Origin of the sequence: Methylobacterium variabile (assembly GCF_001043975.1) — a bacterium.
Classification (GTDB): Bacteria; Pseudomonadota; Alphaproteobacteria; order Rhizobiales; family Beijerinckiaceae; genus Methylobacterium; species Methylobacterium variabile.
In genome coordinates this window covers 44,400-69,470 of record NZ_LABY01000184.1, presented here as the reverse complement: position 1 = coordinate 69,470, position 25,071 = coordinate 44,400, and the positions used below count along the sequence as shown (strand labels likewise).

The 25,071-nt window shown below is 67.9% G+C and carries 25 protein-coding genes and 1 pseudogene; 13 read left to right on the top strand and 13 right to left on the bottom strand.

Going from position 1 to position 25,071, the window contains the following annotated elements; all coding sequences use genetic code 11:
• The 4 genes from VQ02_RS25000 to VQ02_RS24985 all read left to right on the top strand — a co-directional run.
• Positions 1–234 (top strand): metal-sensitive transcriptional regulator (locus tag VQ02_RS25000; RefSeq protein WP_048446940.1); only part of this gene is annotated, 234 nt, incomplete at its 5' end.
• A gap of 464 nt (positions 235–698) precedes the next feature.
• Positions 699–2,054, top strand: coding sequence for a hypothetical protein (locus VQ02_RS24995; RefSeq protein WP_048446939.1), 1,356 nt, complete (start codon positions 699–701; stop codon positions 2,052–2,054).
• An 11-nt stretch (positions 2,055–2,065) separates the two neighbouring features.
• Positions 2,066–2,899 (top strand): hypothetical protein, encoded by an 834-nt coding sequence (locus VQ02_RS24990; protein WP_048446938.1) that lies wholly within the window; start codon positions 2,066–2,068, stop codon positions 2,897–2,899.
• Between the two features lie 93 nt (positions 2,900–2,992).
• A complete protein-coding gene (locus tag VQ02_RS24985) occupies positions 2,993–3,727 on the top strand; it encodes a DUF4396 domain-containing protein (RefSeq protein WP_048446937.1) in 735 nt (244 codons plus the stop codon).
• Between the two features lie 296 nt (positions 3,728–4,023).
• Here the strand turns inward: VQ02_RS24985 and VQ02_RS24980 are convergent, their stop codons facing one another.
• Both VQ02_RS24980 and VQ02_RS37545 read right to left on the bottom strand, forming a co-directional pair.
• Positions 4,024–4,227: a heavy-metal-associated domain-containing protein gene (locus tag VQ02_RS24980; protein ID WP_048446936.1), complete on the bottom strand. Its 204-nt coding sequence runs from the start codon at positions 4,225–4,227 to the stop codon at positions 4,024–4,026.
• An 18-nt stretch (positions 4,228–4,245) separates the two neighbouring features.
• Positions 4,246–4,485 (bottom strand): hypothetical protein, encoded by a 240-nt coding sequence (locus VQ02_RS37545; RefSeq protein WP_157080799.1) that lies wholly within the window; start codon positions 4,483–4,485, stop codon positions 4,246–4,248.
• Between the two features lie 157 nt (positions 4,486–4,642).
• Here VQ02_RS37545 and VQ02_RS24975 point away from each other — a divergent pair, with 157 nt between their 5' ends.
• Positions 4,643–6,040, top strand: coding sequence for an IS30 family transposase (locus VQ02_RS24975; RefSeq protein ID WP_083469431.1), 1,398 nt, complete (start codon positions 4,643–4,645; stop codon positions 6,038–6,040).
• 662 nt (positions 6,041–6,702) lie between these two features.
• Positions 6,703–7,527, top strand: coding sequence for an ABC transporter substrate-binding protein (locus tag VQ02_RS24965; protein ID WP_083469430.1), 825 nt, complete (start codon positions 6,703–6,705; stop codon positions 7,525–7,527).
• Between the two features lie 327 nt (positions 7,528–7,854).
• Here the strand turns inward: VQ02_RS24965 and VQ02_RS24960 are convergent.
• Positions 7,855–8,136 (bottom strand): annotated as a pseudogene (locus VQ02_RS24960) (EAL domain-containing protein); the annotation flags it as partial.
• A gap of 616 nt (positions 8,137–8,752) precedes the next feature.
• Between VQ02_RS24960 and nhaA the strand changes: the two are divergent.
• Together nhaA and VQ02_RS24950 are read left to right on the top strand one after the other, a co-directional pair.
• The gene (gene nhaA, locus VQ02_RS24955) at positions 8,753–9,955 is read left to right on the top strand and encodes a Na+/H+ antiporter NhaA (RefSeq protein ID WP_048446932.1); all 1,203 of its coding nucleotides are present in this window, start codon (positions 8,753–8,755) and stop codon (positions 9,953–9,955) included.
• 27 nt (positions 9,956–9,982) lie between these two features.
• A complete protein-coding gene (locus tag VQ02_RS24950; protein ID WP_048446931.1) occupies positions 9,983–10,780 on the top strand; it encodes a potassium channel family protein in 798 nt (265 codons plus the stop codon).
• A gap of 31 nt (positions 10,781–10,811) precedes the next feature.
• Here the strand turns inward: VQ02_RS24950 and VQ02_RS24945 are convergent, their stop codons facing one another.
• Together VQ02_RS24945 and VQ02_RS24940 are read right to left on the bottom strand one after the other, a co-directional pair.
• The gene (locus tag VQ02_RS24945) at positions 10,812–12,089 is read right to left on the bottom strand and encodes a cation:proton antiporter (RefSeq protein WP_048446930.1); all 1,278 of its coding nucleotides are present in this window, start codon (positions 12,087–12,089) and stop codon (positions 10,812–10,814) included.
• A 43-nt stretch (positions 12,090–12,132) separates the two neighbouring features.
• On the bottom strand, positions 12,133–12,669 hold the full coding sequence (locus VQ02_RS24940) for a DUF421 domain-containing protein (RefSeq protein WP_048446929.1): 537 nt from the start codon (positions 12,667–12,669) through the stop codon (positions 12,133–12,135).
• 539 nt (positions 12,670–13,208) lie between these two features.
• Between VQ02_RS24940 and VQ02_RS24935 the strand changes: the two genes are divergently transcribed.
• The 4 genes from VQ02_RS24935 to VQ02_RS24920 all read left to right on the top strand — a co-directional run bounded on the left by VQ02_RS24935 (position 13,209) and on the right by VQ02_RS24920 (position 16,327).
• The gene (locus VQ02_RS24935; protein ID WP_245239839.1) at positions 13,209–13,544 is read left to right on the top strand and encodes a PRC-barrel domain-containing protein; all 336 of its coding nucleotides are present in this window, start codon (positions 13,209–13,211) and stop codon (positions 13,542–13,544) included.
• A 27-nt stretch (positions 13,545–13,571) separates the two neighbouring features.
• Positions 13,572–13,835, top strand: a complete 264-nt coding sequence (locus tag VQ02_RS24930; RefSeq protein WP_048446927.1) for a hypothetical protein — start codon at positions 13,572–13,574, stop codon at positions 13,833–13,835.
• Positions 13,836–13,937: 102 nt separating this feature from the next.
• Entirely contained in the window at positions 13,938–14,897 is a 960-nt protein-coding gene (locus VQ02_RS24925) for a mechanosensitive ion channel family protein (RefSeq protein ID WP_048446926.1), read from the top strand.
• Complete coding sequence (locus VQ02_RS24920; RefSeq protein WP_083469429.1) at positions 14,894–16,327, top strand: DUF2254 domain-containing protein; 1,434 nt, start codon at positions 14,894–14,896, stop codon at positions 16,325–16,327. The genes VQ02_RS24925 and VQ02_RS24920 overlap by 4 nt, the downstream gene beginning before the upstream one ends.
• A gap of 74 nt (positions 16,328–16,401) precedes the next feature.
• Here VQ02_RS24920 and VQ02_RS37540 read toward each other — a convergent pair whose 3' ends face one another.
• The 8 genes from VQ02_RS37540 to VQ02_RS24885 form a co-directional block, all read right to left on the bottom strand.
• On the bottom strand, positions 16,402–16,629 hold the full coding sequence (locus tag VQ02_RS37540; protein WP_157080798.1) for a hypothetical protein: 228 nt from the start codon (positions 16,627–16,629) through the stop codon (positions 16,402–16,404).
• Between the two features lie 65 nt (positions 16,630–16,694).
• A complete protein-coding gene (locus VQ02_RS24915; RefSeq protein ID WP_048446925.1) occupies positions 16,695–17,360 on the bottom strand; it encodes a response regulator transcription factor in 666 nt (221 codons plus the stop codon).
• A gap of 18 nt (positions 17,361–17,378) precedes the next feature.
• Positions 17,379–19,451: a sensor histidine kinase gene (locus VQ02_RS24910; protein ID WP_048446924.1), complete on the bottom strand. Its 2,073-nt coding sequence runs from the start codon at positions 19,449–19,451 to the stop codon at positions 17,379–17,381.
• A 133-nt stretch (positions 19,452–19,584) separates the two neighbouring features.
• Positions 19,585–19,905, bottom strand: a complete 321-nt coding sequence (locus tag VQ02_RS24905; protein WP_053080534.1) for a hypothetical protein — start codon at positions 19,903–19,905, stop codon at positions 19,585–19,587.
• A 199-nt stretch (positions 19,906–20,104) separates the two neighbouring features.
• A complete protein-coding gene (locus tag VQ02_RS39935) occupies positions 20,105–20,341 on the bottom strand; it encodes a ribosome modulation factor (RefSeq protein ID WP_342447850.1) in 237 nt (78 codons plus the stop codon).
• A gap of 329 nt (positions 20,342–20,670) precedes the next feature.
• Positions 20,671–21,189, bottom strand: coding sequence for a PRC-barrel domain-containing protein (locus VQ02_RS24895; RefSeq protein ID WP_048446922.1), 519 nt, complete (start codon positions 21,187–21,189; stop codon positions 20,671–20,673).
• Positions 21,190–21,323: 134 nt separating this feature from the next.
• On the bottom strand, positions 21,324–21,752 hold the full coding sequence (locus VQ02_RS24890) for a hypothetical protein (RefSeq protein WP_048446946.1): 429 nt from the start codon (positions 21,750–21,752) through the stop codon (positions 21,324–21,326).
• Positions 21,753–22,719: 967 nt separating this feature from the next.
• A complete protein-coding gene (locus VQ02_RS24885; protein WP_167350789.1) occupies positions 22,720–23,709 on the bottom strand; it encodes an AI-2E family transporter in 990 nt (329 codons plus the stop codon).
• 324 nt (positions 23,710–24,033) lie between these two features.
• Here VQ02_RS24885 and VQ02_RS24880 point away from each other — a divergent pair, with 324 nt between their 5' ends.
• Positions 24,034–24,852, top strand: coding sequence for a universal stress protein (locus VQ02_RS24880; protein WP_048446920.1), 819 nt, complete (start codon positions 24,034–24,036; stop codon positions 24,850–24,852).
• The last annotated feature ends 219 nt before the right edge of the window (positions 24,853–25,071 follow it).

Genomic DNA, 25,071 nt, shown 5'->3' with positions numbered 1-25,071 from the left:
CGCATCGAGGGACAGGTGCGCGGCCTGCAGCAGATGATCGAGAACGGTCGCTACTGCGTCGATGTCTCCCACCAGACCGACGCGGTCATCGCGGCGCTCCGACGCGTACAGTCCGACATGCTGCGCGACCACATGCAGGCCCTGGTGCAGGCGGTGATCGCGGGAGACCTGCCCGAGGCGGAGCGCCGCCGCCTCGCCGATGAGATGAGCCGCCTCGTCGCCAAGGTCGTCTGACGAGTACCGGCGGCCTTCTCCGGGCGCTCGGGCAAGGCCGTGGGCCTGCAGCCGGTGAGGACCGGGCCCAGCATCAGGAAGGTACACGGGTGAATGGTGCCGTCGGCCATGGTGATCATCGTGGCGAGCAGCGGACCGCCCTGAAACAAGGTACCACCATCCACCTTCGCCACCTGCCGTAGGTCGATGGGCCGGGTGGAACCGTCGGTCAGCAGCACGGTGTGATGGATCGGGTTCAAGGGCATGCCTCCGCTGCGCAAGCGGCTGCGGCCCTCGATCGGCGCACCGCCTCGCAAGCGGCCCAGATTGTTCGTCCGCCGGCGCCCGTCCAGCCCGCCGGTCCGTGGCAGTTTCGCAACGATGACGGAAAACGTCGCGGGAGCCGGCGGGTGAAGGCCGTGTCCCCCTATCGCCAGGCGTTCCGGCTGGAATACCCTGCCAGGGTATCAGCGCAGGAGGTTGCCATGCTCGAACGACGCTCGTTCCTCGCCGGCGCGCTCGCGTCCCTAGCGGCAGCGCCCAATGGCGCCACCGCCGCGCTGGCAGGCGTCGAGCAGCGCAACGAGGTCAGCTTTCTCAGGGGGGCCTACAACCTCGCCTTCTACTACCGGCTCAACAAGGCGTACCGGATCGGCGCCGGGATGCACTTCTTCCACTCGAAGCAGCACGACCTGCTGCAGCTAACCCGGTTCGAGGACCACGCCGCGGTCGATGCCCGCTTCGACAAGGAAGCCCAGGAATGGCTGCGCGACCCGCCGGCCATCGAGCCGGAGATGCCTTACTACTCCAGCTACGTCGACCGGGCGATGCACACGCTGTTCCGGACCATCGACTGGACGCACATGCATCACGAGCAAACCTACGACGTGATGGCGTTCCGCGAGATCCCGTGGGCCGAGAAGAAGGCCTGGACCGACCGCGCGGTCAAATACTATCTCACCATGCAGACGCCGGGCGTGCCCCGCAGCGTCGCGCCGCTAGAGGTGACCATGCGGCGGGCGGGCATCATGATGAAGCCCTACTTCAACTACTTCCGGAACTTCTACCCCCTCGACCAGAGCCTGTTCTACGTCGCCCACTGGTGGCATCCGGCCGCCTACGAGACGCAGATGATCTCGGGCAACCGCGACCAGGAGGTCGGGATGGCCCAGACCATCGACCTGATGTACCGCGAGGTCATGACGGACCGGCCAGGCCGGATGCTGCTCTCGCGCGAGATCATGCCGCGCTACGCACGGATGAGCCCCGAGAGCGCGAACATCTTCGACAACCTGCACATGCTCCACGGCATCGCCTACTCGATCCTGGCCTACAAGGGCTGGACGGTCGAGGAGAAGCGGGCCGAGATGTACCGGGTCATCGAGGCCATGGGCTACCAGCCCGGCGACGACGCCTACGCCCGCAGGTTCCGCGAGCCCTACCCGTCGTTCGATCCTCGCACCTACCCGGCCTGGGTGCGCTCGCCCCAGGGCGCCATGGGCATGATCATGATGGACATGCTCATGGAGATGCTGCCGATGATGTACCCGAGCGGCCTCTCCAAGGCGCAGAAGGCCGCGGTCATGCGGCAGATGATGATAAACGGCCGGCTCGGCATCGAGCCCGGCGAGGTGCCCGGCTCGCTCCACGACGCCATGATGCGGGTCGCGCCCGGCATGCGGATGATGCCGGGCTCGACGGAGCCGGGCGAGACCCCGACCATGATGGTCGAGCACATGCTCCATGCCTGGAAGGCCAAGGCCGCCCGCATCCCGGACGTGGCCCCAATCGACATGACCGTCGAGCCGAGCCTTGGCCCGGCCCGCGTCGCCGTCCGCTGAGGAGCTGCGCCATGCCGAAGTTTGCCCGCACCGCCGTCGCGGCCTGTCTTGCCCTCTCAGCCGGACCGTCGCTCGCCGCCGACCACTCCAACCTGGAGGAGGGCCTACCCATCACCATCGAGGATGCCTATCCGATCAAGGAGAACGGCTTCGAAGCGCAGTCTTACTTCCAATACAACCGCATCCGGAACGACCCGCGGGGCGCCAGCAGCCTGATGGCCGTGCCACGCCTGGAATGGGGCGCGTTCAAGAACTTCCAGCTCTCGGTCGAGGCACCCTATCGGGTCGGCACGGCTAGCGACACGGACCAGGGCGCGTTCCGGGCGCAGGGCTTCTACAACTTCAACCAGGAAGGGCTAGTGCTGCCTGCGATGGCGGTGGCCCTCGGGGTCAACACGCCCTACGGCCGCATGGCCGGCGGCACGGAGACCGAGCTGAAGTTTCTGGCAACCAAGTCTATCGGCACGCCGGACCCGGAAGGTCTGTCGCCCTACAGCTACGTGCCGCGCCGGATACACTTCAACGCGTCGTGGTTCCACAACTACGACCCGACCACCGGCCGCGACGCCGAGCGGCGCGACCGCTACCGGGTTGGCCTGGGATATAGCCAGCCCGTGTCGAACAACGTGGTCCTGGTCGCCGACGTCTTCCGCGAGACGGACCGGGAACGGGGCCGCGCGGTGAACCTCGCCGAGATCGGCGCCCGCTACATCGTCACGCCGCAGACGGTCCTGACCGGGGGGGTCGGCGTTGGATTCGGTGGCGACCGACGGCAGGACTTCCGGGTCACGGCCGGCCTGCAGCACTCGCTGAGCTTCCCCTATTCCTGGGATCCGCCGCGATGAGCCGGGCCGCGGCCGGCATCGAAGGGATGTGACCTGTCCGGGAACCCTACCCATAGGGGGTATGTTGCACTGGCGTTCCCTGAAGGATGCCGCATGTTCCCCACTTGGCTCCACGTCCTCTCGATCGCCGCGCTGCTGCTCGGTGCCGCCTGCTCGCTGCTGCTGTCGATGCAGGTCATCCGGCACCCGCAGCACATGACCGTGATGAACGTGGTTTGGCCGGTGAGCGCCCTGTTCGGTACGCTCGCCGTGGTCTGGGCCTACTACCGCTACGGCCGCCTCGCCACGATGGAGGCGCACCACCACGCCGAGGAGCGGGGCGAGAAGCCGCCGAACATGACGAAAACGCCCTTCCCCGTGATGGTGGGCAAGGGTGCGCTCCACTGCGGCAGCGGCTGCATGCTGGGCGACGTCGCCGCCGAGTGGCTCGCCTTCTTGGTGCCGGCGGTGGCGATCTGGTTCGGCTGGCAGAGCTTGTTCTCGGAGAAGATGTACGCGGTCTGGGTGCTCGACTTCCTTTTCGCGTTCGGCCTGGGCATCGTGTTCCAGTATTACGCCATCGTGCCGATGCGCGGGCTGTCGCCGGGCAAGGGCCTTGTCGCCGCCCTCAAGGCCGATACCCTGTCGCTCATCGCTTGGCAGGTCGGCATGTACGGCTTCATGGCCTTCGCCCAGTTCTATCTCTACCAGCATCTGCTCGGGCATCGAGCCGAGGTGAACACGGTCGAGTTCTGGTTCGCTATGCAGCTCGCGATGGTCGCTGGGTTCCTGACCAGCTACCCGGTGAACTGGTGGCTGGTGGGCTCCGGGATCAAGGAAAAGATGTAGGCGAAGCGACTACTTGGCCGACTTGGTGCCACGGATGAGCTGTTCGCCAGATGGCACTCGCGCATGTAGGTGTCGCGAAGCTCGGCGGCTATGTTCAGCGCATCTGCTTCAGCCTAATAGACCTACTGCTCACTCTGCTGTGCGACCTCCCCGGATTGACGCGCCGGCCAGCGTGCTGAGCAGGAGTGCGCCAAGGGGAAAAAGAAGCTTCAGCCGGACCATGACGACCTCCCAAAAGCCTGGCAGAGGTGAGTCAGCCCTGTGCCCGAACCGCTGTCCCACCAGCGAGGGCGGTGCTAGCGGACCGCTTCAACCTGGTAGCCTAGACCCTCGATGGCAAAGTTGACGATCTGCGGATCGGCATCGTTGCCGACCTGCACCTCACCCTTCTCCAGATCAACCTCTACGGCGGGATTGCCGGTGACCTGCTTCCGGATCGCCCGCTCGATCGCACGGGCACAGCCGGCGCACGTCATGCCCTTGACCTTGTAAACGGTCATGCGCAGCCCTCCTTAGCACTAAGCACCTCTCTCTGCCGGGCGCTGATGCGCAAGCGCAGCCAGACTGACCGCCATCTTGCGCACGTCGGCTTCGGCGTAGCCGCCCGTATCTACGCGCTGCTCCTGTTCGGCCGTCGGCTCGTTAGGCTCAGCCTGGTTCGCAGGGAACGTGTAGGTCGCTCCAGTTGGCGTAAACACAACCGTAAGTTCCGAGCCGTTCCGTTCCAGGCGGAAATCGTCGGTTTTGGGATCGGCCAACGCATGCTCCTCCAGACAGTCGGGTTGGCTCTAGAGGTCCGGGAGCCTGACCGATATTCCTTTAACCCGTGAGCCGCGATCGGGTGCCCGCATAATGGCTCACGATATGAGGGTGGAATCACGCGGCCGTCGCAACAGCTGATGGAGGGCTGTAGCGATGGCAGGTCGGCGGCGCTCGGAGCGTGTACTTCGCGACAAGCTGAGGTCGCCAGGTCGGCCCGGCGTGGGATCACGGGAGGCCCGACGACGGTTCTGGGCGTTCATCGCGGCAGGTCTGTCGAGCGAGGACGCGGTGATGGCAGTCGGGATCTCTCAGCCGGTCGGCGCCCGTTGGTTCCGCTGGTCCGGCGGGTTCGCCCCCTCCCACCTCGCGCCGTCGTCCAACCCCCTCTCGGGTCGCTATCTGTCGTTCGCCGAGCGTGAGGAGATCGCGCTGTGGCGGGCGCAAGGCTTGGGCGTGCGTGACGTCGCGCGTCGCCTGGGGCGAGCAGCCTCAACGGTCTCCCGGGAGTTGCGACGCAACGCGGCGACGCGCGGTGGCAATTTGGACTACCGGGCGACGACCGCGCAGTGGCACGCGCAGCGGGCGGCTCGCCGACCCAGACCGGCCAAGCTCGCGACCAACCTGGTGCTACGGACCTACGTGCAGAATCGGCTCGCCGGGGTCGTCGCCCCGGACGGCATCGCGCTGCCTGGGCCGACTGTGGCCTGGAAGGGGCGGCGGCGCGGACGACGTCAGCATCGGCGCTGGGGTATGGCCTGGAGCCCACAGCAGATCGTCGAGCGCCTGCGGCTCGACTACCCCAGCGACGCGACGATGCGCATCAGCTACGAGGCCATCTACCAGGCCCTCTACGTCCAGGGGCGCGGCGCTCTGCGGCGTGAACTGACCGCCTGTCTGCGTACGGGGCGAGCGCTTCGGGTTCCACGGGCACGGACCCGCGGTCGGGGCAAAGCCTTCGTCACGCCGGAGATCCTGATCAGCAAGCGTCCGGCGGAGGCAGCAGACCGGGCGGTGCCAGGGCATTGGGAGGGCGATCTCATCCTCGGGCTGCGCAGTTCAGCGATTGGCACGCTGGTGGAGCGCACGACGCGGTTCACGATGCTGCTGCACCTGCCGCCGATGGAGGGGCATAGTACGGGGGTTCGGGAGAAGAACGGGCCGGCGCTGGCTGGGCATGGTGCCGAGGCGGTGCGCAGGGCGATCACGCGCACGATCACGACGCTGCCCGAGCAGTTGCGGCGTTCGCTGGTCTGGGACCAGGGCTCGGAGATGGCCGAGCACGCGCGGCTGAGGATCGACACATGCCTGCAGGTCTACTTCTGCGATCCGCGCTCACCGTGGCAGCGCGGCACCAACGAGAACACCAACGGGCTGCTGCGGCAGTACTTCCCCAGGGGCACCGACCTCGGTGCACATGCTGAGGACGACCTCGCTGCGGTCGCCGCAGCCCTCAACGGCAGGCCGCGCAAGACGCTCGGGTGGCGAACGCCCGCGGAGGCCCTGGACGTCCTACTGCAGTCCATGCAGGCTGCCGTTGCGACGACCAGTTGAACCCGGGGAGGAAACATCGATCGGTGTGGCGCGTAAGCGCGGAGCTTGCACAATTCCACGTCAGCCACTCCCTCTAACTGAAGAAACCGACTTTCTTCAGTATGGGCCGGCCGAGCCGTGAACGGGGCTGAGGAAAGCTGCTGTGCGTAGCCAAGTACGCTGCCAGGAGCTCAAACGTCTGGAAATCGGTCCAAACCGGGCATTGCGGGCTCTTGCCTTGAAGGTCCGCAAGGGGTCAGCAGTTCACATGCCGCTTATTCGGCTGTGCACTATGAACCGACATTGGGTCTGCAGACCGTTCGCCGGTCAACGGAGTGCCTCTGCGAACCGGCGCGATCACCTCGCTGATCGGCGTTTTGCGCGAGCAGACGGAAAGCTTCCCAATCGCCCTCCTGCCGCTCTGCCTCCTCACCGGTGCGGGCTGCGGCCTGGTCTTTTGGGTCGGCCGCCGCCGTGCCCGGACGGGCGTCGCCGACTCCGCCACGTCCGTCGCACGGGCGTGACGTCGCTCGACCGGAGGCTTCAAGTGTGGAGCTTGCGACCCGTACGGGCGCCCTGTACGCCTCCGCGGCGTTGGCCGTCGTCGCCGGGCCGAATGCCCGGCCCGGCGGGGCTCCCGTCGGCGGGCACGACCGCCGACCGGCCGGAAGGACGGGCCATCAATGACGGGAATTCCTGGACTGAAAGCGCTGGCTGCCATCGGTGCAGCCCTCGTCTTCATCAACGCCGGAGGCAGCAGAATGGCGAAAGCGGACGAGGGTGACATCGCGCGTCGCGTCGCGCCGACGGGGACGCTGCGGGCCGCGATCAATTACGGCAACATCGTCCTTGCCCAGAAAGGGCCGGACGGGGAGCCGGCCGGGATCTCGGCCGATCTGGCGCGCGAGCTCGGCCGCCGGCTCAAGGTTCCGGTGTCGTTCACGACCTACGACACGGCCGGCAAGGTTGTCGATGCGCTGAACGGCCCGCAGACCTGGGACGTGGCCTTCCTCGCCATTGATCCGAAGCGGGCCCAGACGATCGGCTTCACCCCGCCCTACGTGATCATCGAGGGAGCCTACATGGTTCCCAAGGAATCCGCGCTCAGGCAGAACAATGAGGTCGACCGGCCCGGAACTCGGATCGCTGTCGGCCGGAACACGGCCTATGACCTGTATCTCGCGCGCGCTCTCACGTCGGCCGAGCGCGTCTTCGCTCCGACCTCGCAGGCTGCTCTAGAGCTGTTTCTCCGGGATCGCCTGGACGTGGTCGCCTCCGTCAGGCAGCCGCTGGAGGTCTACGCACGCGATCACGCGGACGTGCGCGTCCTCCCCGGGCGGTTCATGGTGATCGAGCAGGCTATGGCGGCCCCGAGAGGACGCGACGAGGCCCTGGCCTATCTCTCCCGCTTCATCGAGGAGATGAAGGCGTCGGGCTTTGTAGCGGCCGCCATGGCTCGCAGCGGTCAGCACGATGCCGCCGTCGCGCCGAAATCGGACGTTCCGTAGCGGTCGATCGTGCTCGGGAACACACGGCCCGCGGGGTACGGCCGACGCGGGTCGTTCGCGTGTGCGGAAGGCTTTGCGTGACGCGGATCACCGACCTTCGGCCATCATTGGGCGTCGCGTCGTTCGTTGGACTGCCCGGAGACGAGTATTGCGGCATTCGACTTAAGGGTCGGGTGCTTGCAAACCGCTGGATCGGCTCTGCGCCAGTTGCAGACCTCTGGTCAGGGTCGCCCGAAGGGCCGCTTGTCGTCCAACACCGGACCTAAAAGCTTCGTCGGCCCTGCCGCAGCATCGGCCACAGCAGGGGTTGCCATGGGCGGGCCAACCTCACGCGAGCTTCCGCTCGCCGGGACCGGGCTGCGCGGTGCCGTACGTGTACCGGGCGAATCGGTCGATGGGCGAGGGCCGGCCCATCAGGTAGCCCTGGGCGGCACCGCATTGCTCGGCCGCGAGGAAGCCGAGCTCGGCTTCCGTCTCGACCCCCTCGGCCAGGACCGGTAGCCCGAGGCCGCGGCCGAGGCCCAGCACCGAGCGCACCATGGCGGCGGTCTGCTCGTTGCTGTCGACCGAGCGCACGAACGACTGGTCGATCTTGATCTTCTCGAACGGGACTAAGAGCGGTTCAACGGCGGTCGGCGGGCCCAGGGGATCCACAGGTTGGTCACACCGTCCGCGCACGAGCGACGGGCGGTGCCACACTTCCGGCCCACGGAGACCCAAAAGACATAACGAAAGACACGGTGGGTGCCGCGCTTTCCTTCTCTTGGAGTGCCGCCACGAGCCACTTCGTCGCGCGGCTGCGAGGTTTTCGTCACATGCCGATCTCGTCGGGATGCGTCATGGCTCAGCCTCCGCAGGTCCGGTAACTATGGCTGGCAAATGAGGAGGAAAGCGAGCGAGGGCCGGAAGTCGAAAACCCGCTTGAGTGACGGCGCGCTCATCGTCCGACCACCCTCGACACCGCGGTTCCCATCAAACGGATCGAGCTTCGTATCCCCATGGATCGGGGCTTTCCTTGCCAAACCCGGCAAATAATGCGGGACAAGCATGGCGGCGTCAGTCGGCGCGACGAACCGGCGGGTACCCCACCGGCATGTGGATCCGGCGGGGAGCGGGTTGTGCGTGCCGGGCTTCGATGCGATAGCCTAGGCAGGGTGCGCGGTCCGTCGGTCGGACCGGCAGGACGAGCGCTGGTCGGGCCGCCAGCGCCCGGAGATCCGTGCCCGTGCCGTCGCCCACCCACGCCGTTCCGCGGCCTCCTCGCCGTCCCCTGTCCGCCCTTCGCGACATGCTCGTCAGCGAGGCCGGCGGCGGCCTCGTCCTGATGGCGAGCGCGGCGCTCGCGCTGGTGGTGGCCAACACGCCGCTGGCGGACACCTACTTCGCCGCGCTCAAGGCCTATCTCGGCCCGCTCTCGGTCCTGCACTGGATCAACGACGCCCTGATGGCGGTGTTCTTCCTGCTCGTCGGGCTAGAGATCAAGCGCGAGGTGCTCGACGGGCGCTTGCGCACCTGGCCCGACCGCGTGCTGCCGGGGCTTGCGGCGCTCGGCGGCATGGCCGCGCCGGCCCTCGTCTACGTCGCCGTGAACTGGAACTCGCCCGAGACCCTGCGGGGCTGGGCCATCCCGGCCGCCACCGATATCGCGTTCGCCCTCGGCGTGCTGGCGCTGCTCGGCCCCAGGGTGCCGGTCTCCCTGAAGGTCTTCCTGACGGCGCTGGCCATCATCGACGACCTGGGCGCCGTGGTCATCATCGCGGCGTTCTACACCGCCGACCTGTCGCTTGCGATGCTCGGCGGCGCAGGCCTCACGCTCACGGTCCTCTACGGGCTGAACAGGGCCGGCGTGGCACGGCTGTGGCCCTACCTGTTGCTCGGCGTGGTTCTGTGGGTGTTCGTGCTCAAGTCCGGCGTCCACGCGACCATCGCCGGCGTGTTGCTCGCGTTGACAATCCCGCTGCGCCTCAGCGTCGGCAAGCCGGACGACCCAACCTCGCCGCTGCACATCCTGGAGCACGCGGTCCATCCCTGGTCGGCCTACCTCATCCTGCCGGTCTTCGGCTTCGCCAATGCCGGCGTGTCCCTGGCTGGGTTCAAGTCGGCCATGCTGCTCGATCCAGTTACGCTCGGCGTGGCGCTCGGACTGTTCGTGGGCAAGCAGGTCGGCGTGTTCAGTCTCGTCCTCGCCGCGGTGAGGTTCGGGCTGGCGCAGCGGCCGGCCCATACGACCTGGGCGCAGGTCTACGGCGTCTCGCTCCTCTGCGGCGTCGGCTTCACGATGAGCCTGTTCATCGGCCTGCTCGCCTTCGCGAACGCGCCGGAGCTTGAGGCCGAGACCAAGGTCGGCGTGCTGATCGGCTCCCTCGCCTGCATGGCCGCCGGGGCGCTGGTGCTGCGGTTCGCCCCGGCCCGAGCGTCCCGACGCTGAGGCGGACACGGTCGCCGCGGGATTCCGATGTCGCCCCTTGCACACCGACTTTCGACGGCGACGCCCGTCGCGAAACTCCGCGAGCTCTACGAGGGCGACGCGCCGGGCGCGCACCGCTTCCGCTACGCCCTGCTCGTATTCGACGTGGCGACCGTCGCCTTCGTGGTCGCCACTTCGTTCCTGCCGCTGTCACCGTGGATCGTCGCCTGCGACGTGGCGGTAGGCCTGTGCGTCCTGCTCGACTTCGCCGCCCGCCTCGTCGTCAGCCGCGCCCCGCTGCGCGAGTTCCGTCACCTGAGCACCTGGACGGACCTCGTGGCGGTAGCCTCGTTCCTCGCCCCCGTTCTCGTCGAGGGCGTCGGCTTCCTGCGCATTCTGCGCACGCTGCGGCTGCTGCGCACCTACCACCTGCTGGAGAGATTGCGGAAGGACAGCGACCTGTTCCGCCGGAACGAGGATGCGATCCTGGCCGCGACCAACCTCGTGGTGTTCGTCTTCGTCATGACGGGCATCGTCTACGCCACGCAACACGGCGGCAATCCGGCAATCCAGACACCGGTCGACGCCCTGTACTTCACGGTCACGTCGCTCACGACCACCGGCTACGGCGACATTACCCTCCCGGGGGCGACCGGCCGGCTGCTCTCGGTCTTCGTCATGATCTGCGGCGTGACGCTGTTCTTCCGCCTCGCCCAGGTGGTGTTCCGCCCCTACAAGGTGCGCTTCCCCTGCGAGGCCTGCGGGCTGCAGCGCCACGAGCCGGACGCCGTACACTGCAAGGCCTGCGGCGACCTGCTGAACATCCCGGACGAAGGTGATTATTGAGAAAGGTGCGGTCTGACCAGTCCCGACGTCGTCAGGTCGGCCGGCTCCGATCGTCCTGGCCCTCGCGAAGCGTCCGCCGCGCAACCATGCCGAGCGTCGAGCCCTGCACCACGATGGTGAACAGCACGACCGCGTAGGTCGCCGCGAGGAGAGCCGGTTTCGCTGCATTCTCCGGAACCGACAGCGCGAGCGCCACCGAGATGCCGCCGCGCACCCCCGCCCAGGTCAGGAACGGCACGTTGCGCGCCGAGAGGTGTCCGCCCCAACGGAAGACCAGCAGCGGCATCGAGACCGCCGCGAGCCGGGCGAGGAGCACGATGGGTACAGCGCAGGCGGCGAGCACCAGCCCGCTCGCTGCGAAGCGCAGCACCAGGACCTCCAGCCCGATCAGGAGGAACAGAACCGAGTTCAGCACCTCGTCGATCAGCGTCCAGAGCGAGGAGACGTAGCCTTGCGTCCGCTCGCTCATCGCATCGCGTGGGGCCCGGTCGCCGACCAGCAATCCCGCTGCGACCACCGCCAGGGGACCGCTAGCCCCGAGCTTCTGGGCGAGCGCGTAGGTACCGGCGACCAGCGCCAGGGTGATGAGCACCTCGACGGGAAAGTCGTCGATGGCGCGCATGGCGCGATAGGCCAAATAGCCGGTCGCCACCCCGAGGGTGAGGCCGCCGCCGGCCTCGTGCAGGAGGAGCTTGGCAATGCCGCCAATGCTGGTGGCCTCAGCCCCCGCCCCGGCCGCGAAGGCCACGAGGACCGTGAACAGCACGATGCCGACGCCGTCGTTGAAGAGGGCCTCGCCCTGCATCTCGATCTCCAGCGCCTCGGGCACCTTCACGTTCTTCAGCGTGGCGAGCACCGCCACCGGATCGGTCGGGCTGATGAGGGCGCCGAATACAAGCGCCCATGGCAAGGGAATCGCCTGCCCAATGGCCTGCGAGGCCGCCCAGAACGCGCCGCCAACGAGGCCGGTCGAGATCAGGGTGCCGAGGAGGGCGAGCGTCGCCACCGGCCAGGCCCGGTCACGCAGAGCCCGCAGGTCGAGGCTCATGGCCCCAGCAAAGAGCAGGAAGGCCAGCATGCCGTTCATTACCACATCGGTGAAGTCGACCTGCCGGAGCACCCGCGTGAGGTCCTCGTAGAGGTGCTGGTCCGGGAAGGCGAGGTCGAGGGCGATGAGGGCGAGCGAGGCCGCCAGGCCCATCACGAGCAGACCGATGGTGTGGGGCAACCGCAAAAAGCGATGGTTCAACCAGCCGAACAACGCCGAGAGGGTGAGGAGCAGCGCAGCGAGATCGAAGATCGAGATCACGGGTCACCCTTGTGCTTACGCTGCGAGCGTCGCGACAGTGCCGTCAAGCCCGTCCCGGCCGACGCGACGGCGTCTCCGGCTGCGGAACGCCCATCACACCGGGCGTCCGGTCCGACGAAGCCTTGAGCACGCTGATCGAGCCGTCCGTTTCGAGCACGACAGCCGCGGCCTGTGAGAGGTCGTCCAACCCCTCGGACCGCAAGGCAGAGAGGATGTCGTCCCGGGTGACGCGCTGCCGGCGCATCGCTCCCGTGAGCAGTTCTCCGTCGCGGGCAAGCAAAGTCGGTTCGGCCTTGACCAGCCCTTCGATCAAGGATGATCGCACGCTCGACCACGTGATCAGGTATTGCAGCGCGATCAGCGTCGCGAGGGCGAGCACGCCCTCGAGCAGCGCCACCGACTTCATCAGAACGATGGAGGACAGGGTCGAGCCGAGCGCCACCGTGACGACCAAATCGAAAGCGTTGAGCTTCGTCAGGGTCCGCTTGCCAGAGATCCGGAGGAACAGGACGAGGGCGACATACGCCAGCGGGCCGACGATCACCACCCGCGCCAGGCCGGACCAGGTGTCGAAGAACATGATGAGGCACTCACGAAAACGCTCACCCTGACATGGCCGTCGGCGGACCACGCCTGTCGTGGATGTCCGACCCGGCCGCAGGAACGGTCTCGCCTGCGGTCCATGCCGGTGATGGAGCCGTCGCTCTCGTAAGCTGCCGACATCGACAGGCAAGCCTTTGCCGATCGATGTGGTTCCCGGCCGTGCCGCCGAACCGACGGTCGATCGGCGTCGCGACAGTGCGACATGCGGATCAATCCGGCCTTCATCCCGGCTGTCTCAGCACGCCGGGAACAGTCTATCCGCAGCGGCCGAATTCGAGAGATCCTGAATTTTTGCTGAACATTCCCGCCACGCGCACGTTTGTGACCGAGTCCGGTGTCCGTGGGAAAGACTGCAGACGCGTACCAGACTCGCAAACCAAGCTGGATCAAGGGAGGCCGTCAATGTCTAAAATCACCGTGCTGGCTGCGCTCGCGCTCGGCTGCATTGCGGCCCCGGTCCTTGCCCAGACTCCCACACCATCGGCGACCGCGCCAGCGTCTTCCCCGGACACGGGAATGAAGATGGCTGACACGGCGACGGTCAAGCTGAAATACGTGACCGTCAAGCCGGCCGACGTGATGTCGTCGAAGCTCGTCGGCACCACCGTGTACAACAACAAGAACGAGAATGTCGGCGAGGTCGAGGATCTCGTCATCGAGAACGGCAAGACGATCACCGGCGTCGTCGTCAGCGTCGGCGGCTTCCTCGGCCTCGGCGAGAGCTACGTCGTGCTCGATCCCTCGACCCTGGCCATCGGCAACAAGGACGGCAAGTGGGCGGTCCATGCCAATACCGACAAGGATACGCTGAAGAACGCACCGAAATTCGAATACTCGAAGAAGAAGAGCTGAGACAATCCGAAAACAGGAGACACCATCATGAAGCGTACGATCGTCGCCACCGCATTGCTCGCCGGCCTCGGCTTCTGCTCCCTGGCTGTCCCGTCGCAGGCCATGCCCGCAGCGCCGGCCGGCATGACAAGCGGTGTTGATACCAACCTCGTCCAGGTCCGCATGTCGCATCGCCATATGCGTCGCCACCGGATGCGGCAGGGATCCGCGAGTCGCGGCAATGCCGGAATGCCGTCGCGCGGAGCGAGGGGCCAGCAATACGGTCAGACGACCGGCGGGCCCCGTCGCTGACCGTCAGAGACCATCATTGAGACCCACGTTCGCCGTGGTGGACTAAGGCGCCGCCGGATGCCAGCCACGCGTCCGGCGGCTTCCTCATGATCAAGAGCAGCCATGATATTCTCGGAAGCTCTCGCACGTCTGGAACAGCTCGGCCGTGCGAGCGTCGCCCTTCTGCCGGGGCTCGCCGTCGCTCTTGTCCTGTTCGGCCTCGGCCTGCTGGTGGCCCGGGGCGTCCGGGCCGGCGTGCGCCGGGCTGCCGCACTGCGCGACGCCTCGCCCGGATCCGCCGCGGTGCTCGGGCGCATCGCCGGCGGCGTGACCATCTTGGTGTCGTTCCTGATCGCCGCCTCGGTGGCGTTCCCATCGGTCTCGGCCGCCGACTTGTTCAACCTGCTCGGCATCGGCGGCGTCGCCATCGGCTTCGCCTTCCGCGACGTGCTCCAGAATCTGCTCGCCGGCATCCTGATCCTCCTGACGCGCCCCTTCGTCATCGGCGACCAGATCCGGGCCGGCTCGCACGAGGGCACGGTCGAGGATGTCTGGGTGCGGGCGACAGTGCTGCGCACCTACGACAATCAGCGCGTGCTGATCCCGAACGCCACTCTGTTCGTCGACAAGATCACCGTCATCACCGCGCACGAGAAGCGCCGGCTCGCCTTCCCGCTCACCATCGGCAATGGCGACGACATCCGCCAAGCGCGCCGGGTCATCGTCGAGGCCCTGCGCGCGACGGAAGGCGTGCTCGCCGACCCGCCGCCGGAGGCGCTGGTCACCGGCCTCGGGGCGGCCGGCGTCGATATGACGGCTCGGTTGTGGATCGATCCGCCCCGGCGCCGGGACGCCGTCGACGCTCTCGACCACGCCATCGCCAACGTGAAGGAGGCGTTGACGGAAGCCGGCATCGACCTTCCCTATCCGACGAGCCAGGTGCTCCTGCACGATCAGACCGAGGAGACGGACGGCGACCGCTCCCGCCAGCGCGAGGGCTGGCCCGAGGGGACGAGCCCGCCCCGGCCCCGGTGGCGGGTGCAGCGGGAGGACGAGGCCCGGCGCGAGGAGGAGCGGGTTTGAGGTCGCGGCTCCGCGCCTGGATCGAGGCCCTAGGCGATCAGTTCTGGCTGCGCCCGGCCCTCATCGTCCTCGGCAGCCTGGCGCTGGCGCAACTCGCGGTCTGGCTCGAGACGGCCCACATCGCCGGCTACGACGCTTCCTCGCCCGACGCGAACTGGGGCTATTCGGGGGGCGCCGAGGGCGCGCGGGCGCTCCTCAGTGCCGTCGCCTCCTCGACCATCGGGGTGGCGGGAACGACCTTCTCGATCACCATCGCGGCCCTGACGCTCGCCTCCAACCAGATGGGACCGCGGCTCCTGCGCAACTTCGTGCGCGACGCCCGCAACCAAGTCGTGCTCGGCATCTTCCTCGGTACTTTCGCCTACGCACTGATGGTCCTGCGCACGGTCCGCACGGTGCAGGAGAGTCCCTTCGTTCCGCACCTCGCGATCAGCGGTGCCATCGCGCTCGCGCTCCTCTCGCTCGCCACCCTGGTCTGGTTCGTCCACCACATCGCCACCAGCATCAACGTCGAGACGGTGGTTGACGCCGTCCACCACGACCTCTGCGAGGCCGTGGAGGCACGGACTCGCGAAGCGCCGGACGTGACGGCTCCGTCCGAGACCCCGGGCGGTGCTCCCGTGGCGGCGGCGCAGGGCGGCTACCTTCAGGCCGTCGATGCCGACAGTCTGGCGGATTGGGCACGAGACCGCGGGATCGTCGTCGCCTTGCGGGTGCGACCGGGGGACTACGTGCCGACGGGCTTCCCGGTCGCGTTTCTCTCGGCTCCCGTCGACGAGGCGCCGGAAGCCGTGGCGCGTGCGCTCGTCTTCGGACGACGCCCTGCCGCCCTGCAGGATCTGGAATACTCGGTGCGGCAACTCGTCGAGATCGCCGTGCGGGCGCTCTCGCCGGGAATCAACGACCCGATGACGGCGGGGAGTGTCCTCGATCACCTGGGCGATGCGCTCTGCCGCATCGCGCCGCGCTACCTGCCCACCGGGGCGGTCGACCGGGACGGCCGCATCGTGCTCCTTCACCCGGTGACAGACTACGGCGGGCTGTGCGACGCCATGTTCCACATGATCCGCCAGAACGCCGCCGGCTCGGTGCACGTGCTCGGGCGCCTGCTCGACGTTCTGTGCCGCGTCGCGGAGGTCGAGCGTTCGACCGACCGCGTCGCCGAGCTTCGCAGGCACGCGGATCTGGCCGTGGCCGCGGCACGGCGCAGCATCGACGACCCCCAGGACCTCTCGGACATCGAGAAACGCCATGCCCGCTTCCTGCGTGCGCAGGAAGGCCAGCCCGCGGGGAAGGACAGGCACTTCGGCGTTGAATGCCAAGCCCCGTCCACTCGTCCTGGTCAGAGCCGCGGGAGACCGACCACGTCATCAGCATCTGCGATCGAGTTTGCCGTCGCGCAGGCCCCGCTGCCGGACGAGGCCGGATAAGGGCCCGCCCCAATCTCGATGGTTCAAGCATAAAGGTGGACGGGAAGCCGTCCTGCGGCAGGGCCCCGGGTCCGTCACAGTCCCGTCGCCTCAGCGGCCGGCAGCTCGCGTCCGAGAAGGCTCGCCGCCTGCGCCCGGCGCATCAGCGCCTTGACCCGCTGGTCCCGACCCATGCGTCGAAGCCTGCGTCCCCCTGCTCGATTTCCCAGGTCGGTCAGAACGGACGCTGCCGTGCCAAGGGCATCCGCGACGGCATCGAGCGTCGCGGCTTCACGAACGAGCAGAGCAACGGATTCCTTCATGCGTCTCTCCCGTGTGTTCGGCGCGGCCCGGACGGCAATCGGCCGCTCTCGTCGGCGCGCAGCCGCTATCGCAGCGTGAGCGCGTCGAGCCAGCCGCGGGCCGCGGCATAGCGGATGATCTCGGCGCGCGTCTTCAGTCCGAGCTTCTCGGCGGCGCGCGCCTTGTAGGTCTCGATCGACTTCACGCTGACGTCGATGCGCCGGGCGATCTCCTTGTTGCTCAAGCCTCGTGCGATCAACCGCAGGGTCTCGGCCTCCCGCGGGCTCAGCGCCTCGCCGGTCCTGGCGGCGTCGGGATCACCGGCGGCGCCGGGGCTGTCCGCCAGGGCCTGGCCCGCGACGGACGGGTCGAGATAGATGCCGCCCATGGCGACCGCGCGGACTGCGCGGAGCAGGTCGTCCGCCGCCGAGCGTTTCAGCAGGTAGCCCCGGGCGCCGCACTTGAGCAGCGGCTGGACGTAGGCCGCGTCCTCGTGGACCGTGAGCACGAGCACCCGGGTCGCCGGGCAATCGCGGGCGACGCGCTCCGTCAGTTCGAGGCCGTTGAGCCCGGGCATCGAGACGTCGACGACCGCGACATCGGGCATGGCCTCCTCGATCATCCGCAGGGCGTCACGACCGCATGTCGCCTCGCCGACGAGCTCGATTTCCGGGTCGGCGTTCAGGAGTGCGCGGACGCCCGCCAGAACGACGGGGTGGTCGTCGGCCAGGGCGACGCGGATGCGATTCATGCGGTATCTCCTCGAAGCTCAAGCCGGCCGCGGCACCGGAATGGTAACGAACAGCGTGGTGCCGATATCCGGCGAAGTCTCCAGCGTCAGCGTGCCGGCCAAGAGCGACAGGCGCTCACGGATGCCCGACAGGCCGAGACGCGGCTTGCCGCGCCCGCCCTCCGCCAGTCGCTCGGGCATGGCCTCGGCGTTGAAGCCGACCCCGTCGTCCTCGATGATCACCCGCATCGCCTCGGCGCCGTGCTCGACCGAGACGCTGACGGTCGAGGCCCGGGCGTGCTTGAGGACGTTGGTCAGCGCCTCCTGCACGATCCGGTAGACGGCGGTCTCGATCGCCGCCGGCAGCCGTACCGCCTCACCAAGAAATTCCAAGTCGGCGCGGATGCCGTGACGCTGGCTCCACTCGCGCAGCAGGGCGGCCAGCGCCTCCCGGAGCCCAAGGTCGTCGAGAGCCGTCGGCCGGAGATCGACGGCGGCCCGGTGGATGTCGCGTCCGATCTCGCCGGCCAGCGCCTGCAACCACTGCACGTGGCGTCCCACCTCGTCCGTCGTCGCGTCGCCGATCAGCCGTTCCAGGCTCTTCAGGCCGAGCGACAGGCCGGTCACCGTCTGGCCGACCTGGTCGTGCAGCTCGCGGGCGATCCGGCGCTGCTCGTTCTCCTGCGCCTCGCCGAGGCGACGCAGCATCTCCTTGCGCTCCGCCTCGGCGCGCTTGCGCGGTTCGATGTCCGACACGACGCCGTAGAACAGGCCGGTCGGCGTCTCGTCGTGCAGCCGGGGCGCGCGACCGGTCAAGCGGACCCATCGCGGACCACCGTCTCCGACCACCCGGAACTCGACGTCGAGCGGTCGGCCGTCCGCCAGGCTTCGACGCAGGGCGCCCGTCAGCCGCTCGCGATCGTCGGAATGGACCGCCGACAGGGCCGCGTCGACCTCCGCCTCGATGTCCTGTTCCTCCGGAGCCTTCGTCTTCCATTCGAGCAGGTGTGCGGCCCGCGCCGAGCCGCTCACCCGTTCCTGCACGGTGTCCCAGCGCAAGGTGCCGAGATCCGCGGCTTCCGCGGCCACGGCGCCCTGCTCCTGGCTCGACCGGAGGACGAGGGTGAAGCGCGCCCGCTCTCCCGCACGCCGCTGAGCCATGTCGCGGCCCACCAGTCCGACCAGCGCCAGGGCGAGACCGATGCTGAGCACGCTTCCGCCCGCCAGCACGAGGTAGGAGCGCGAGACCGGGGCGTTGAGGGCGGCCACCGGCATCCCGAAATGCACCGACCAGCCGCCCGTATCTTTGAGCGTGCGGTAGACGACCTCGACGTTCGAGCCCTCCAGGGTCGAGCCTGTGTAGAACCCTTGCGGCGCGCGCCGGATCGCGGCCTGCAGGGCGGCGTTCCCCGGCTGGCCGAGCTCCTCCGCCTCGGCGCGGGTACGGGCGATCGTATTCCCGTCTGCGTCGACGATGGTGCCGACCCAGCCTTCCGGCGCCCCGGCGTCGCGCAGGATCGAGCTGACCGCATTGGTGGCGAGCCGGACCGAGAGGACGTAGCGCAGCTCCCCGTCCCGGAGGACGGGCACGCGCAACGCGACGAGGCGCTTGCCCGAGACCGACCCAACCGGACCGATTCCGCCGATCACGGCACGATGGGTGCGCACGACGGCGTCGAAGCTCTTGCGGTCGGACGTCGGGCCGAGTTCCTCATCGAGGGAGCGGAGCAGGTTGACGACCTGGGTGCCGTCGGGCCCGGCGAGCTCGACGGTCGCCCACAACGGATGGGCCTGTCGCAGCCGCTCGGCCTCGGCGTAGAACGCGGCCAGGTCCGGCCGGTCGAGCGTCGCCGACGCGGCTTCGGTCTCGAGGATGGAGATCTGCGCGGCGATGTCGGAGGCGACGCGCTCGGCGACGCGGGTCGCGCTGGCCTCCGCGGCGCTGCGGCCGAGGTCGCGCTGTTGCTGGGCCAGCAGGGTGGCCACCCAGCCGCTGAGCAGCAGGACCGGGATGGCGGCCGCAAAGGTCAGGGCGACGAAGGTCCGGCCGTTTCCGCGGCTCAGCTGCTGTTCGAGTGCCTGATGGGCATCGCCCGCACGTCGTCCACTCATGCAAGGTGCTCGGTGAAGCTCTCCGGCTAAGCGCCGCCCGCAACCTCGACCCATCGCGGGTCGGCGGTCGGCACGAGCCCGCCGCGGGGCGATGGGCGAACTCTCCCATTTTACGGCCGGAGCGCCGCAGCGGCTAGCTCCGCGCCGGCGCGCAGCGAGGCTTGGGCGCATAGAGGAGCTCGGGCACCGGTTCGGGTGCGGGTTCGGCCAGCGCGCCCGCGTCGCCGAGAAGGCGACGCCCCGAGGTGATGACCTGAATGATCTGCCGGTCGCCCCGCGCCTCCCGCACGGTTCGCTCCAGGCGTCGCAGCCGCTCGATGAGGTCCGGCGGCGCCGCCGAAGAATCGGTCAGGTAGGCTTCGACCAGAACGGTCACGACCTGCTCCAGGCGTCCGTAGGAGTGATCCTTGAGAGATTGCAGAGAGGTCCGTCGCACGGTGTCGTCTCCCTCCATGCGGCTCCGTCCCGGATGGAACGGATGCTCACCCGCGGGTGGCATGCCCCTGGAAGTCGGGTTCATGCCAGGGCGGGGATTGACCCGAGCCGCCATTCGCGGCTGTCCGGACCGGACCTCGTCGCTGCCGACCCACGGTCCGACGCTCACCGGCAGGAACGCCGGAGCATGGCTGCAACTCGCGAACCGGCGTCCGCCCTCAGCCCCGCGTGGAAAGCGGCGGGATCGACGGCGTCGCAATGAGTCCCGCGACGTCGACCGGTGTCGCGGCCTGTCGGGTGAGGGCCGGGTGGGGCGCCCGTTGCACCATGTGCCAGGCGCCTCCATCGTACCCCTCGAACCAGGCCCGGCGCTCGCGCGAGTCCAGGGGATAGGGACACGCATCTCTCCGCCGGCCGCCCGTCCTGGCACGCGCACCTTGCCTGATCACGTCCATGAGCATCTGTGCTTGTCTCTCATTTGTTCCGGATAGATTTCCAGAGACATGAGATTGGCACGCAATCCACATCGAATCACAAGCGAATTCTTCGATCTATGCCGTTCTCTCTGACGCTTGTCAGGACAATCCCGACACGGGACGACTACGGAGAAGCTTGACATGACCGGAACCGGTCCCGCGAAGCGGCACGCATGTGAGCCAATCGGTGGTGGCGAGGGATCGGCCGCACCGATCCCTCGCACTCATGTTTGCCACGAACGTCCTTACCACCGTCGCCGCTAGCCGCAGCCGACAGGGCAGCAGGCAACGCGCGAGGTGCGGTTCGGTTAGGTGCGGGTCATCTTGTTATACTTGAATTCCGGCGCATTCTTGAGCGCGTCCTTGTCGGCGTCGACCATCGCCTTGAGCCCCCCGTCGGTGCGATGCAGGAAGATCGTCGAGGGGTCGATCAGCACGTAGCGTTCGCCCAGGCCGAGGAAGCCGCCGACGCTGACAACGACGCCGGTGATCGTCTTGCCGTTCTCGACGACCAGGTCCTCGATCTCGCCGACCGTCTCGTTCTGCTTGTTGTAGAGATTCTTGCCGACGAGCTTCGAGGTGGTGACCTCGGCCGGCTTCGCAGTGACGAACTTGATCTTGGCCGTCGCCGTGTCGGCCATGGTCATGCCGCCCGCATGGTTCTGGCTCGCCTGTCCCGGCGCTGCCGGCATCGCGGTGGCGGAGGGCTGCGCCGTCATCGGCTTCGGTTGAGCCCCAGGGGCCGGGGTGGAGGACTTGTCCTGCGCGAGCGCGGGCGATGCGAGGACGGCGCTGCCGATCAAGGCGGTGACGATGATGCTCTTCATGTGCAAGACCTAACCTATAGTAAGAGAGTGCGGCACAGGGACTGTCCATGTCCCAATGCCCCGCGGGATTGTCTATTCTTGAGCGACGTCTCGAACCGGCTTAGTGCGGCCGCGACGCGCGTCGAGGCTCGTCTTCAGTAGCCGCAGGTGCAGACGGGTCGGCCCGCACCGTAGCCGTAGCCGTAGCCGACCGGGGCGTATGGGGACCCGTAGCCGTAGTATCCGCCGTAATAGGCGGGCCGGGCGGCGGTCGCGGCCAGTCCGAGGCCGAAGCCGGCCGCGAGCCCGAGCCCGCGATAGCCGCGCCGATAACCATATCGGCCGTAATGACGGCCATATCCGAAGCGCGCCGCACGCAGGCCGGTGCCGCGGTAGCCGCCAAAGCCCCGGTAGTGGCGCCGGGCACCGACAGATCGATACCCTCTGAAGCCGTGGCGCATCCCGTGGAAGCCGCCGTGATGGCCGGCGAAGCCGTGCCCCCTGCCGAAGGGACGCGCTTCGCTCGGTGCCGAGAATAGGACGAGGCTCGATGCCGCCGCGAGGGCGAGAGCAAGATGTTTCATGACGATCGGCTCCATGATGGCCGGGACGGGTCGTGCGAGGCACCAAGGTCCGCTCGCGGTGGCCTGGATGTCGGCCTGCGAGACGGCTTGGCCGGCTCGACGTGACGGCGTCCCATTCGGGGCGATGACGCTCTGGTTGTCCTCGGCGCCGTCTGAAACGGGGAAGGTTGCCTCAAGCCCGGAGGCTCGCCTTCCCGCTCGACCTCTCATCTGTGGCGCGGGGCGTGGCCCGGCAGTCGGAGGAAACCGTAGTCTTGTCGGGATAACCCTGACAGATCCGAGACGCGCCCTGCAGGTGGTCACCTCGCCGGGATTGTCGATTGACGATTGCTTAAGCACGATCCTTCGAGCTTGCGGCCCACCGGCACGACCGTCGTCGAGGTCGTGCGGCACCGGATCGCGACGATGCAGGAGAACGGCATGAGGGTGGCATTCCGACGTGTGGCCGGGCTCGCGCGCGCCTGGCACGGGCCGCGCACAGGGCATTCGATGCCACAGGAGGCGGCTGTGCCCGGACACCAGGTTCGCTCCTCGACCGGAGGACGCTGCGTGGAGCATTGGGCGCGGTTCGGTGGCGGACTTGACGCTTCGGACGCGACCGACCACGACAGCCCGATCGACCTTGCTCCGGGTGGGGCAGTCGCGCGATATTCGGACCATGTCGTGCCGCCGTCAGCCTGACGTCGACCCCGCTGCCTCCTTCGCAGAGGCACCGTCGAGCTGCCGCAAGTGGCGGCGATGCCCGCGCGAACGTCCCGGCTCGGCGAACGACAACGGCGGATGCACATCGGCTTGGGTGCTCGGTCTCGGTGCAACCCTCGGCACGCTCATCGTGTCGGGCCTCTTGCTCACCATCGCGTCCTGATCCGGTGCCTGATCGCCGCTTTGCCCTGGTTGCCATTGGCCGGTCTCACGAACGGGTCGCCTTGCTCGTCGTGGATGCCCGGGGTGCGCGACGACGCTGCCGTCATTCGCGCCGTCGCGGCTCCGAGAGGAGCCGTGCGATCCACTGCGTCGACTGGAAGCCGTCGCAGGTGATAACGATCGCGGCGGTCAGCGGAACGGCGAGCACGGCTCCGGCGATGCCCCACACCCAGCTCCAGAACGATAATGCCACGATGATGGCCAGCGGCGAGAGCGCCAGGCTGCGTCCCTGGAGCATCGGGTAGACGACGTTGCTGATTGCGAGCTGGATCGCAGCCAATCCGAGGAACACGATAGCGGGGGCTGTCTTGGTCTGGAACTGCACGAACGCGAACAGGGTCGGCGGCACGATGCCGACGAGGTTGCCGACCACCGGGATGTAGTTCAGGAGAAAATTGAGAACGCCCCAGACGAGCGCCAGATCGAGGCCGACGGCGAGCGTGTAGAGGCCCGTCGCCACTCCCGTGAGCAGGCTCGTGAAGGTGCTGATGCCGAGATACTGGCGGATCTTCTCGGCGATCGCCTCGATCGAGGCGAGCACCTCCTGCTGCTCGTCGCGCGCGAAGGTCTCACGGAGCTTGAGCCGCAAGGCCGGAACCTCCGGCAGCCCGAAAACGACCAGGAGGGCGGTGAAGCCGAGATAGCCGAGGATCGTGTAGATGTTCTGCAGGAGCCCCCGCGCGACACCGACCAACCTCCGGTATCCCTCCTCTCCGTCGAGGGACCAGCCCCAGGATGCGGTCCAGTCCGACACATGCCGGTACAGAACATCGAGGCGGTCCCAGCTGCGTTCGAAGGCGGAGACCACCTGCGCGGCGGAGAAGTAAACGGCACCGGTGAAGCCCGTGACGACGACCGCGAGCACCAGCATGGTCGCGACGTAGCTGAGGCCCGGAGGCAGAAACCGGTCGAGCCATGGCTTGATCGGCCATATGGCGGCGATCACAACGAAGGCCGCCGCCAACGGCATCGTCACGGGATAGCTGGCTCGCAAAGCACCTATCGCGAGGATCACCGTGATGATGCCGAGCAAGCGGTTGCGGATGGTCTCGTTCCGGGTCAAGGGGCCGATCTCCCGTCAGCCGTTCGCGCGGTGTACCTTGTCGAGGCTGGTCCTGCACCGGGTGCGGCGTGTGCCCGCGAAGACATGCGCATCAGGTTCTATCCGTGCTCGACAAGGCCTGCTCTGCCTCCGGACAGGGGCATGTCCGGGAGCGACCATCATCTCGGCTTGACGATCCGAGATTTTCACGCACGTCCCTGTCATGCGTGAAGGCTTGAAACGTCATCAGGCTCATGCTGTCCTCCCCCTTCGCATGTCGGAGAACTTGAGAATCGCTGAATACTGGAGATCTCCATGTCGATCTCAAATATCATGGTCCCGCTTGATCTGGCGCCTGCGTCGTGGGACCGGCTGACCATCGCGCGGTCGATTGCCGAGCGCCTCTCGGCGCAGCTCGTCGGCGTATCGGCGTGCGAGGCGCTGCCGACCCATCTCTATGGCAAGGGCGCTCTCATCAACGCACGGATCATCGATCACGGATCGGCCCGCGCCTCTGCCGAGCTGGCCCAGGTCGAAGCGGTCTTCCTGGCGCGCACGCAGGGCCTGTCGTCCGTGGAATGGCGCGCCAGACCGGGCGACCTGCGGGTGGTATTGGCGGAGCAGGCGCGCATGGCGGATCTCGTCGTGCTTGGCAGCGTGGATCCCGACGATGGCCAAGGCTGGTGTGCCGCACTCGCGCCCGGCGAACTGATCCTGCAGCTCGGCTGCCCGGTCCTTCTCGTGCCGTCGGGCGTCACATCGCTCGCCGGAACCCGCGTCGTCGTCGGCTGGAAGGATTCCCGGGAAGCCCGGCGCGCTGTGCGGGACAGCCTGCCTCTCCTGCTCCGGGCGGATAGCGTCTGCATCGCGACCGTTGGCGCGGAGACGATGCCGGATGGCGCCGAGGACGTCGCTGCCTACCTGACTCGCTGTGGCGTCGCAGAAACGACGATCGTGCGATCCGCGGCCTCTCGCAGCGTTGCGGCATGCCTTCTCTCTGTCGCCCGTCTGACCGAGGCGGACCTGATCGTGACCGGCGCTTACGGGCACTCGCGCTTTCACGAACGGGTTTTCGGGAGCGTAACCCGCGAGCTTCTCGCCGCGTCGCCCATCTGCTGTCTCATGAGCCATTGACGAGAGCGAGTATGGCGAGGGCTCCTCGTCATGGCTGTTGCCCAGCCGAACCGTTCGAGACGGATGGCGCCCGATGATCGCACCAGACACTGCCGAGCCGGCTCCGGATGAGCCGCCGCCGGCCGGACAATCCGATTGACGACGCGCGCCCTTCGAGCTTGGTGAAGCCTCACTCGCCCGCCGCGGTTGAGCCCTAAGTCCAGCACGCTTGCGGCCGCG